The 11626-nt window shown below is 40.9% G+C and carries 8 protein-coding genes, 1 tRNA gene and 1 pseudogene; 1 reads left to right on the top strand and 9 read right to left on the bottom strand.

Annotation, left to right across the window (positions count from 1 at the left end):
* Positions 1 to 309: 309 nt before the first annotated feature.
* The 5 genes and pseudogenes from GFH30_RS11930 to GFH30_RS11910 form a co-directional block, all read right to left on the bottom strand.
* Positions 310 to 1710, bottom strand: coding sequence for an AAA family ATPase (locus GFH30_RS11930; protein ID WP_153372874.1), 1401 nt, complete (start codon positions 1708 to 1710; stop codon positions 310 to 312).
* A gap of 36 nt (positions 1711 to 1746) precedes the next feature.
* Positions 1747 to 3246, bottom strand: coding sequence for a UvrD-helicase domain-containing protein (locus GFH30_RS11925; RefSeq protein WP_406565735.1), 1500 nt, complete (start codon positions 3244 to 3246; stop codon positions 1747 to 1749).
* A 15-nt stretch (positions 3247 to 3261) separates the two neighbouring features.
* On the bottom strand, positions 3262 to 4044 hold the full coding sequence (hisIE, locus tag GFH30_RS11920; RefSeq protein ID WP_153372871.1) for a bifunctional phosphoribosyl-AMP cyclohydrolase/phosphoribosyl-ATP diphosphatase HisIE: 783 nt from the start codon (positions 4042 to 4044) through the stop codon (positions 3262 to 3264).
* A gap of 191 nt (positions 4045 to 4235) precedes the next feature.
* Positions 4236 to 5138, bottom strand: a complete 903-nt coding sequence (locus tag GFH30_RS11915) for an SDR family NAD(P)-dependent oxidoreductase (RefSeq protein WP_153389374.1) — start codon at positions 5136 to 5138, stop codon at positions 4236 to 4238.
* 276 nt (positions 5139 to 5414) lie between these two features.
* Positions 5415 to 6693 (bottom strand): annotated as a pseudogene (locus GFH30_RS11910) (O-acetylhomoserine aminocarboxypropyltransferase/cysteine synthase family protein).
* A 308-nt stretch (positions 6694 to 7001) separates the two neighbouring features.
* On the opposite strand from GFH30_RS11910, the gene ettA reads away from it, so the two are divergent.
* The gene (gene ettA / locus GFH30_RS11905; RefSeq protein WP_153372867.1) at positions 7002 to 8663 is read left to right on the top strand and encodes an energy-dependent translational throttle protein EttA; all 1662 of its coding nucleotides are present in this window, start codon (positions 7002 to 7004) and stop codon (positions 8661 to 8663) included.
* 55 nt (positions 8664 to 8718) lie between these two features.
* On the opposite strand, the gene GFH30_RS11900 is transcribed toward ettA, so the two are convergent.
* The 4 genes from GFH30_RS11900 to gltX form a co-directional block, all read right to left on the bottom strand.
* Complete coding sequence (locus GFH30_RS11900) at positions 8719 to 9090, bottom strand: SEL1-like repeat protein (protein ID WP_153372865.1); 372 nt, start codon at positions 9088 to 9090, stop codon at positions 8719 to 8721.
* A 201-nt stretch (positions 9091 to 9291) separates the two neighbouring features.
* Positions 9292 to 9633 carry a hypothetical protein gene (locus GFH30_RS11895; RefSeq protein WP_153372862.1) on the bottom strand — a complete coding sequence of 114 codons (342 nt, stop codon included), beginning with the start codon at positions 9631 to 9633 and terminating at the stop codon, positions 9292 to 9294.
* Positions 9634 to 9793: 160 nt separating this feature from the next.
* Positions 9794 to 9869 (bottom strand) — tRNA-Glu (locus tag GFH30_RS11890).
* 91 nt (positions 9870 to 9960) lie between these two features.
* On the bottom strand, positions 9961 to 11469 hold the full coding sequence (gene gltX / locus GFH30_RS11885) for a glutamate--tRNA ligase (RefSeq protein ID WP_153372860.1): 1509 nt from the start codon (positions 11467 to 11469) through the stop codon (positions 9961 to 9963).
* Positions 11470 to 11626: the final 157 nt, after the last annotated feature.

The raw sequence follows: 11626 nt of genomic DNA, 5'->3' as shown, positions 1-11626 counted from the left end.
TCCAAATGTCCCAATCTTGAAAGCCAAATTAGGGATCAAAACTTATACATAGTTGTATTGCACAACGAATAATCGATTGCAAAATCCGATTTTACAATGAAAATTGCAAGTAAAACCGATCATATTACAGGATAACCACAACATCAATCTTTTTATGTTGCTCATGTAGATTATACGCTTACATGCTTTTTTATGGGGTGCATGTCTATACAGTCCGACTCAATCTCACAGAAAATTAAGATAAAGTTGAGGCGTTTTATTGAGAAAAATGCATACGTGCCTTTATAGACTTCAACTTGATTTTTGATGTTATGGATTAAATCTTGATTTTGAAGTATTGGGTGAAGATGAATCCTGAGCGTGTTCCAATAAGTTTTTAAGTTCCTGTTGTTGCTCAGCTGAAAGCAATTGCTGAATAGATTCAAACATGGATGTCACGCTGACCGTTTCGGTAATGGGTTCTATCAATGCATCAACTGCACTATTTGTATCATCCTTCACTATATTCGTAGTTAATTCTGCATAAATTTGCTCAAGTTGGAATTGATTAGCTTCAAGTTGAATCGGTAGTAATTTTTTATTTTCCAGTCTCAAGCATTGAAAGTCATGTGCGTGTTCAAGTAATTCTTCACGATGTGCAGTTGCAATAATCTGCACATTTGGAAATGCTTGATGGAGACGATTTAGAATCGTACTCGCATGATCTTGATCCAATTGATGATCAATCGCGTCAATCATTAAAATGCCATTGCCTTCCTGACACGGAAATAGGCTATTGGGATTTAAAATACACAGCCGACGTACCACATCACCGACCAATGCCACCCAATTGCGAATACTGTTCGGCAGTTGTTGGAAGTTCATGACGGTATTTTGATAACCGACCATCAATTGTAATTTTGGATGATATTTTAGATAAAGATCACTGACTTCAGGAACAATAATTGCTAGCGCATCTTTGAAGGATTGCAGACTTGGCGCATGCACGTTGGCAGTCATCTTTGCTAAATGCTCTGTGATGGCATCTGTTGAACTCTGGTCATTTTGCGCATGTTTTAAAATGCTTTGAATCGTGGCAGTACTTTGTGCATTTTCAATGTCGCTAATTTCACGAAACCACTCAAAAAAACGCGCAAAAGTGGTGAACGGAATTGCAGTTAGCTCATAAGCATGTGTGGGTTGAAAAATGAGCGGATTATTCTTACTGATCAAATTGACTTCATTCACGAAGCGTTCCGCTGGATAGTAAGCAATTAAAGGTAAACCGAGTAATGGATCTTTCTTTAAAGCTGTTTGATACAAATTCAGCATGCTTTCGAGCTGCTGAGTTTCCACTTTGCTTAAGCCAACGCCTTGTGAATTTAAGGTTTTATACATTTGCCATGTGCAATCCTGCTTTGACACATCGCTTAAATCACTTGATTCAGGGAATGAACCGATTTCTTCAGGGAAATGAACTTTAATTTCAACTTTGGATTGCAAACGGTTGTGCATGATGTCTTGATCCAGCATCACCAAGCCGGCTGTACGGATATCGCGTTGCCGTGCTGCAAACCAAGTTAAACTTTGATAGCAAAAACGGAGCAGCGTGGTTTTACCTGAGCCTTGGTTGCCTAAAATGAGCGTGATGGGCGCATTTGTATAGTCGAAATTCAGCGTAATATTCGAAAAATGAAGGACATGTTTGAGTTGTAATGATTTGACTTGCATAGACCACGAATCCTGTGTGCCGACATCTATGCCAAATTAGCCTGCCACCTTTCTTAGGGATTGTGGCATGGTGATTTTCAACTGTTGAATCAGGTCATAAATGTGGTGAATATTTAAACTCACTTTAGCACGTGTACACGCCACGTAAAGTAATCGTAACTCTTCGTCACTAATTTTATGGTCTTTTTCATTGAGTTTGAATTGGTAATCGTCCTCGATGTGTACGCGTTCCCATTCCAAACCTTTGGCTTTATGCGCCGTAGAAATAATATAGTCAGCTTGACCAATCGGGGTAATCTTCGCTAAAGCACGTTTTAAAGGCTCAGTCCCGTGCTCATCGACAAGTTTAACCAAGGGTTTAATGTCACTGCCATCGTTGGTTTCACAGTATTCGTGTACGTCATGCCATGAATTAAACCAAGCCAATTCAGGCACATCGATGACACGTTTGCCTTGTTTCAGCATCGCTGCAGCATCGACAAAACGATTCAGCTTCACATGATCTGCTTGCAGACTCACTTTATCGCCACTGACCAATCCTGAAAGTAATAATTCCATCGCACGCGCATTGGTACGACATAAAATCGCATCACGCATTTTGGTATGTGGTTTATTGACGACTTTAGAATTTAAAAGCGGATTACCCAAAAGTGGAACAGTTTCTTTTAACGCACCTAAAATCGCATTGGCATTCAATGCTATTTCTTCACCAAAACGGAATGATGTGGTTAAGCGCGATTCAGGTAAGGGCAGTTGTTGCATAGCATTGACTGCACCACGCCAAGCATAAATCTGTTGATGAGCATCACCGACATAAATCACTTGGGTATTGCGCTGTTTCAGCAAAATTCCAAGCATGAGTGGATCAGCATCTTGTGCTTCATCAAACAATACATAGTCGGCAGGAATATTGGGCTCAGACAATGCCCATAGTTTTAAATAAATATCATGTCCAATACCCGCTTGATGATTCGGATCAATCGATTCTAACCAACGACGTTCAACCGCGGGATACAGCCTTTTTTGTAAGGCTTCAATATCATCGGGATGTAACCAACTGGGTGCTTGAATATGTCGTGGGGCAGGGTACTGCGAGCTGGTTGAACAGAAGTAACTGACCGCATTCGCCACTAAACTTGCAAGGCGCGAGGGCATGAGGACATATTTTTCAAAGCGTCCGCCCATCATACGACGTAGCGTCATCGGTTCTAAACGATATTCTTTGGCAATAAAGCTTGGGCTTAAGCGTGGTAAGCGTAATTTGTCGGTGACTCCACGTGGAACACTGCGAAATGCAAGGGAGTGAAAAGTACGACAATCGACCCCACGGTGAAACTTGGATTGTGCTTCACTGGCAATGGCTTTATTAAATGCCAAATACATGCCACGCCGCTCGGGCATGGCATCGCTAATCATTTGTAAGGTTGTGGTTTTACCTGTGCCTGCATAAGCAATGACTTTAAAGGATTTGCCCAGACGTGCGTTATCAATAGCAGTGGCTTGCTCATAAGTCGCAGTGGGTTTTTGAATAGACACAGGTAAGTTCAAGGCTTAGTGCTGACGATTGGCTTTTTCAACCAAACCAGATAAACCTTGACGACGTGCGAGTTCATTTAAGACCAACTGTACATCAAGATCGAAGTAACCGAGCATCACAATAGTATGGAACCATAGATCTGCGACTTCATAGATCAAATCATTTTTATTGTCTACAGAAGCTTTCGCTTGGAATTCTTTTGCGGCAAGAACTGTTTCAAAACTCTCTTCACCGACTTTTTCTAAAATTTTGTTTAAGCCTTTATGGTAAAGCTTTGCCACATACGATGAATCGGGATCTGCCTGTTTACGCTCTGCCATCATTTGACCAAGGTAAGACAATACTTCCACTTGTTCAGATTGGGCATTGGATGCATTCATCGCAAGCGTATGTGGATTTATTGATTTTTCACCGTAGATTGCAGCAGGGTCTTTAATTTGTGCGTCGACAATTTCCCAACCATTTGCAGTTAATTTACGGTAGAAACAAGACTCGCGACCGGTATGACAAGCAATGCCACCATGCTGTTCAATTTGCAACACAATCACGTCAGCATCGCAGTCCAAACGGATTTCATGTACGGTTTGGAAATGACCTGATTCTTCACCCTTATGCCACAATTTATTGCGTGAACGTGAGAAATACACCGCTTGGTTTTTTTCAGCGGTTAATGTTAATGCCTCACGGTTCATCCACGCCACCATCAACACACGACCGCTTTGATGATGCTGAGCAATAGCAGGCACTAAGCCTTGTTCGTTAAATTTTACTTCATCGAGCCATTGCACATTGTTCATAAGAGTTTCCATTTGTTGAATCAAAATCTAAAAATACGGATCAAAAATATCCGTCCATAGTGTACGTGATCTAAAACATTTTGCGCGAAAAAATCTTGGTTAAATGACAGGACTTGTCGTTCGATTTATTTAAATCTTTTATGTTAAAAAGATAAAAACCGCCCGAAGGCGGCTTGTCTATTGATGATGGATTACCAATGTTCACCTGGGAACAAGCGTGCATATGCTTTTTGTACCCAATTCAGTTTCTGCTGCCCACCGACTGAAGCCGATGAACTTGGGAAGAGGTTATAGCCAATCGACATGAGTTTATTATTGATATCAGGTGCAATTGAATAGGTAATTGAAGCCAGTCGTCCCAGTCCTGTTGCGACTTTTTTCGGTCGTTTAATGATGGCATATGCGATCAGATCCGTTGCTTGTTCAGGGGATAGCGTTGGCACATATTTATAAATTTTGGTCGGTGCAATCATAGGTGTACGCACCAATGGCATATAAATCGACGTAATCGCAATGCGATGTGAGTGCACTTCAGCAGATAGACAGCGACTGAATGCGTCGAGTGCTGCTTTTGATGCTACATAAGCTGAGAAACGGGTCGCATTTGCTAAAACACCAATCGAGCTGATGTTGATAATATGCCCATCACGACGAATCATCATTTGCGGTAAAATATTTAAAATTAAACGTACTGAACCAAAATAATTGAGTTGCATCGTGCGTTCAAAGTCGTGAAAACGATCGGTCGATTCATGTACCGCACGGCGGATTGAACGCCCTGCGTTATTAATTAAAATATCAATTTGATCGACAGTGGCAATAATTTGTTTGGAAACCGCATCAATGGAGTCCATGTCATTTAAATCACACGGGAAAACAGACGCTTTACCACCTTTGGCTTCAATCTCTTGTTTGACTTGATTTAAGGTGTCTTTGGTTCGCGCAACTAGTAAAATATGTGCGCCTGCATCGGCTAATCGATAGGCTGTTGTGAGTCCGATACCGCTTGAAGCACCTGTAATTAAGATGGTTTTACCATTTACTTTTTCTTGCAATTTTTTCTGTAGTTTAGCTTTCACGTCAGGCTTCCTCATGAAAGTGAGTTGAAATCATTTTTATAAAATGTTCTGGCAAATATAATTTGAAAGAGAAGCATTTTGAATACAATGATGATAGCCAATTCTAAGAAAAAATCAAAACATTAAGCTATTGAAAAATAAATAAATTTTAGAGTAAATGCTCTATTTTTACTCGCTTTTTCATTTAACTTTTATCACAAATGAAAGAAATTGCAAATGACTTTTGCTTGAAAATAAAAAATGCCATTCTTTCGAGTGGCGTCTAATTTTGGACTTGATGCTTACTTGAATTTAAACCGTTGCGAGCGCTTGTTCTAAATCTGCAATTAAATCATCAATATGCTCGATACCAATCGATAAACGAACCATATCTTCACTGACACCTGCTGATTTCAGTTCTTCCGCATTCAACTGACGATGAGTCGTGGTTGCAGGGTGACAGGCTAAGCTTTTTGCATCACCAATATTCACCAAACGGGTAAATAATTGTAGTGCATCAATAAAGCGTGTGCCGCCCTCGCGTCCATCTTGTACCCCGAAGGTCAAAATTGCAGAAGGTTTACCCTTCACGTATTTTTGAGCCAAAGCATGCTGTGGGTGATCTTTAAGTCCTGCGTAATTGACCCATTTCACTTTTGGATGCGCTTGTAAATATTCAGCGACCTTAAGCGCATTTTCAGTATGACGTTCCATACGTAAACTTAAAGTTTCTAAACCTTGCAGAATCAAAAAGACATTTTGCGGGCTGATCGCAGCGCCTGTATTACGTAGTGGCACCACGCGGGCACGCGCAATATAAGCGGCTTCGCCTAATGCTTCCACGTAATTTACACCGTGATAACTTGGATCAGGAGTATTTAAAGCGGGGAAGCGTTCTGCGTGTTTGCCCCATGGAAATTTACCACTGTCGACAATGATCCCACCAATCGAATTACCGTGACCGCCAATATATTTTAGTCAGTGAATGCACCACAATGTCCGCACCGAAATCGAATGATTTTTGTAGGACAGGCGTTGCCACCGTATTATCGACAATGACAGGTACGCCATATTCATGGGCAATTTTTGCAATTTCTTCTAAGTCGATAATATTGCCAAGCGGATTACCAATCGATTCAACAAAAACCAATTTGGTTTTTGCATCAATTAAATCACGTAAGCTTTCTGGTTTTTGATAATCGAAGAAACGAACTTCAATACCTTGTTTGGGTAAGGTGTGTGCAAATAAATTATAAGTCCCGCCATACAGCGTCGAAACGGATGCAATATTATCGCCTGCTTCGGCAATGGTTTGAATGGCATAGGTAATGGCTGCCATGCCCGATGCTAAAGCTAACGCGCCAATACCACCTTCAAGTGCAGCAACACGCTGTTCAAGCACTGCCGTGGTCGGATTCATAATGCGCGTATAAATATTTCCTGCAACTTTAAGATCAAAAAGATCAGCACCATGTTGCGTATTGTCAAAGGCATAAGAAGTGGTTTGATAAATGGGTACGGCAACGGCTTTGGTGGTTGCTTCAGGGCTATAACCTGCATGAATGGCAAGGGTTTCGGCTTTATAGGTCATTTTAAATGCTCTTGTTGTGTTTCATTTATACGTTGAGTGTAGCATTATCATATATATCAAAAAGTGAACTTTTAGCGAAATATTTATCTTTATTCATGCTAAACAAGTCGTATTTGGGTTTAAAAAGCGTATTTTTAATACTGATTAAAAAACAATCTAAAATAAACTTGTTACAAGAGATTGAAGTTCGCATCTATGGCTTATGTTTTCAGCATATTCTGCGTATAATAGCCGATTATTTTTTCGCTCTTTTTTGAGCAGGGGCGGCAGTTGCGTCCCATTCTAGTTTTACTATTGAGGAGTCCTACGTGGCCCAATATATTTACACGATGAACCGTGTGTCGAAAATGGTTCCGCCGAAACGCGAAATCTTAAAAGACATCTCTTTATCATTTTTCCCAGGTGCAAAAATTGGTGTGCTTGGTTTAAACGGTGCAGGTAAATCTACCTTGCTTCGTATTATGGCGGGCGTAGATAAAGATTTCTCTGGTGAAGCGCGTGCACAACCGGGTATTAAAATCGGTTATCTAGAGCAAGAGCCACCTTTAGATGAAACTAAAGATGTTCGTGGTAACGTTGAAGATGGTTTACGTGAACCACTTGACGCTTTGGCACGTCTTGACGAAGTGTTTGCAGAATATGCAGCTGAAGACGCTGATTTTGATGCACTTGCAAAAGAGCAAGAAAAGCTAGAAGCGATTATCCATGCTTGGGATGCACATAATATTGTCAACCAAATGGATCAAGCTGCTGCGGCATTAAACCTTCCAGCTTGGGATGCAGATGTGAAGTTGCTTTCAGGTGGTGAACGCCGTCGTGTTGCACTTTGTCGCTTACTGTTGTCTAAACCAGATATGTTGCTTCTCGATGAACCGACGAACCATTTGGATGCATCATCTGTATCTTGGTTAGAACGTTTCTTGAAAGACTTCTCAGGTACCATCGTTGCGATTACGCATGACCGTTATTTCTTGGATAACGTGGCTGAATGGATTCTTGAGCTTGACCGCGGTATGGGTATTCCATATCAAGGTAACTATTCTTCTTGGTTAGAGCAGAAAAATGCGCGTCTAGAGCAAGAGAACAAGCAAGAAGAATCTTTTGCTAAAGCATTGAAAAAAGAACTTGAATGGGTTCGTTCAAATGCCAAAGGTCAGCAAAAGAAAAACAAAGCGCGTATGGAGCGTTTTGAAGAGCTTAACTCACGCGAATTCCAACAGCGTAACGAAACCTCTGAAATCTACATTCCACCTGGTCCACGCCTAGGGAATAAGGTTGTAGAAGTTGAAGGCATCAGTAAATCATTTGGTGATCGTACGCTTTATAAAGATTTATCATTCGTTGTCCCACCTGCTGCCATTGTTGGTATTGTCGGTGAGAACGGTGCAGGTAAGACTACACTATTCCGTATGATGACAGGCGAACAACAACCAGATACAGGTACTGTGGTACTTGGTGATTCGGTGAAAGTTGCTTATGTCGGTCAGATTCGTGACACCTTAGATGACAACAAAACCGTTTGGGAAGAAGTGTCTGGTGGTTTAGATATCTTGAAGATTGGTGAATACGAAATCGCATCTCGTGCGTATATCGGTCGCTTTAACTTCAAAGGTCAAGATCAGCAAAAACGCGTAGGTCAATTGTCAGGTGGTGAGCGTAACCGTTTACAACTTGCGAAAATCCTGCAAATGGGCGCAAACGTCATCCTACTCGATGAACCATCGAACGACTTGGATATCGAAACTTTACGTGCGCTTGAAGATGCGATTCTGGTCTTCCCGGGTACAGTAATGGTGATCTCGCATGACCGTTGGTTCCTTGACCGTATTGCAACGCACATCTTGTCATTTGAAGGTCAAACACCTGAATTCTTTACAGGTAACTATGCTGAGTTTGAAGCATACCGTCAAAAACGTGATGGTGATGACCTTGTTGCGAAGCGTCAGAAATACCGCAAAATTGGTGGTTAATCCCATCTAAATAAAAAACCAGCTTTCGAGCTGGTTTTTTTGTGCGTCATTGAAACTAAAGTGCCAATTGGCTATAGGCTTTGGCTAAGGCATTTGCAGCGGGCTGATAACCTTGTTGTTTGGCTTTCATAAGCCATTGTTCTGCATAGCGATAATTACGATCCGCGCCTAAATCGCCTTCTAAATAGGACAAGCCTAATTTGTATTGTGCTTGAGCATGACCTTTTAAGGCAGCGTTCAGATAATGCCACATGGCATTTCTTTGGTCTGAATTGGTTTGATTGAGTTTAATGATATGCGAAGGTGTATAAATAGAAAGTTGAGGTGCTTTTGCGCATAGAAATTCAAAATTTTGCGCATTGTGGAAGGATTGATCCGCTTCGCCTTCTATGCTTTTAAGCGCAAAATCCTGCTCTTTTGAAAACAAGACAAGAAATGTAAGATATTTTGAATCATATCGCTGTCTCCTCAAATGCAATCTTGGTTGCAACGAAAAATAAGCATTCTTCATCATTTAAGATAACGTTTAATACTTCTGTTTATTTTGTATTTTTGTTGAATCATTCACATTTTATTGTAGCTACTGTAAAAAAGGCTGCATTTAGCAGCCTTTTCAAATCTATAGAATTTAGATTTCCCACTCATGATTACATTCGCGGCATTTCCATTTTTTTTGAGTTTGCATAAAGGCTTGCATTGAAATTTTGAAATCAGGCAAGTCTTTGTAGAACATGAAGCCTGCAATTAACGTAATAATAAAAACAATCACGGTCGCAGTTTGTAATGTTGAGCCAGCGCCATCACCAAAAATCCACATGGCAATGCTAATAATCACAAGGAGCAGCAAAATAAACAGAGCAGGGACTAAAAGGACTAAACTTTTAGGCACAACTGGGCGTGGCGTTGCTTGCCCTGCTTGTGCAACCGGCATAATTTTAGGACTTTGACATTGGGGGCAACGGTATTGCATTACAGTTCCATATATTTTGGTAATGGCTTATTGTAATCACAAATTTAGCGAAAGCCAAAAGTAGACGTCGGGATATTGCTGAGAAATTGCAGGCAATAAAAAACCCAAGTCATTATGCTTGGGTTTTTTACTAAGACCATCACAAGAATGATCTTGAATATGGCGTCCCTACGGGGATTCGAACCCCGGTTACCGCCGTGAAAGGGCGATGTCCTAGGCCTCTAGACGATAGGGACAATTGAGGCATCAGATTCAGTGTTAAACACTGTGTCTCTGTATGGGCGCTATATTAGGGATATAACGCCCATGCGTCAATATAAAAATCAATTAAGCTTGATCAACTGCGTCATTTTTCGGCAATTTTAACCTTTCATTGAGTTTTTCCCATACTTTTACTTCTTTTTTGCTCGGGTTTCCGACAATTTCAAGCGCATGACGTAAGCGAGCGAAGGTCAAATCAGGACCAATCGTCACCATCGATTGCATAACAGGGGTAGACGAGGTCGAACCTGCAATGGCAATAAAGAAGGTTGGCATGAAATCACGAAGTTTAATGCCCATTTGGTTCGCAAGATCCATCAAGGTTTGGCTCACAGTATCGTTGTTCCAAGTGAACATGCTCTCGAGACGCCAAATTGCAAATTGTAAGCTTTGACGCACTTGTTCTTCAGTCAATTTTTTGCTTTCAAATTGTTCTTTAGACAGTGGTGGGAACTGGTTGAAATAGAAACCTGCCCAATTCACCGCTTCAGAAAGTAAATTGATACGTGGTTGAATGGCAGCAGCAATGTCTTCCAACATTTTACGATCTGCTTTCCATGCCAATAGGGTATCAAGAAGATCAGAAGGGCTTAAACCTTTAATCCACTGACCATTGAGCCAATTGAGTTTTTCTACATCAAAGATTGGACCACCCAAAGACACACGTTTAATGTCAAAGTGCTCAATCATTTCAGCTAAAGTGAATTTTTCACTTTCGTCTGGCATTGACCAACCCATACGACCCAAGTAGTTCAACAATGCTTCGGGTAAAACACCGATGTCTTTATAGTAATTAATTGACGTTGGGTTTTTACGTTTAGACAATTTTGACTTGTCTGGATTGCGTAAAAGTGGCATGTGGCAAAGCTCAGGCATGTCCCAACCAAAGTATTTATACAATAATTGGTGCTTCGGTGCAGATGGAATCCATTCTTCGCCACGAATCACGTGGGTAATTTCCATCAAGTGGTCATCGACTACGTTTGCCAAATGGTAAGTTGGTAGACCATCGGTTTTAAGTAGAATTTGCATATCTACTTGCGCCCATGGAATTTCTACTTCACCACGCAACATATCGTTAAATTTACACATGCCTTCAGTCGGTACTTTCATACGAATGACATGCGCATCACCCGCAGCTAAGCGGCGTTGCACTTCTTCTTCTGACAACAATAGACCGCGACCATCGTAACGTGGGCTTTCACCGCGTGCTTGTTGTTCAGCACGCATTTGATCTAACTCTTCTGCTGTTGCGAAGCAATAGAATGCATGACCTTTTTCAACCAGTTCTAGCGCATATTTTTTATAAATATCCATACGCTCAGACTGACGATAAGGTGCGTGAGGACCACCAACATCAGGACCTTCAGACCAATTAAGACCTAGCCAACGCAATGAATCTAAAATCATTTTTTCAGATTCAGGGGTAGAGCGAAGTTGGTCAGTATCTTCAATACGAAGAATGAATTCACCACCATGCTGCTTGGCAAAACATAAGTTAAATAAAGCGATATACGCAGTTCCTACATGAGGGAAACCGGTAGGAGAGGGTGCAATACGAGTACGAACAGTCATAGTCAGATAGAATCTTGAATATAAATTTAAATGTATTATAACGAAAAAGCCCCATCACTTAATGCTTAATTCGACATTCAGTGATGAGGCATTTGAAAGGTTTAATGAAAGTTAAATATTAAGTAACCTGAATCGCGGATAAGAAATTAACTTGAAA

Origin of the sequence: Acinetobacter wanghuae (assembly GCF_009557235.1) — a bacterium.
GTDB lineage: Bacteria > Pseudomonadota > Gammaproteobacteria > Pseudomonadales > Moraxellaceae > Acinetobacter > Acinetobacter wanghuae.
Note: the sequence above shows the minus strand (reverse complement) of the source record. Positions and strands in the feature narration are given on the sequence as shown.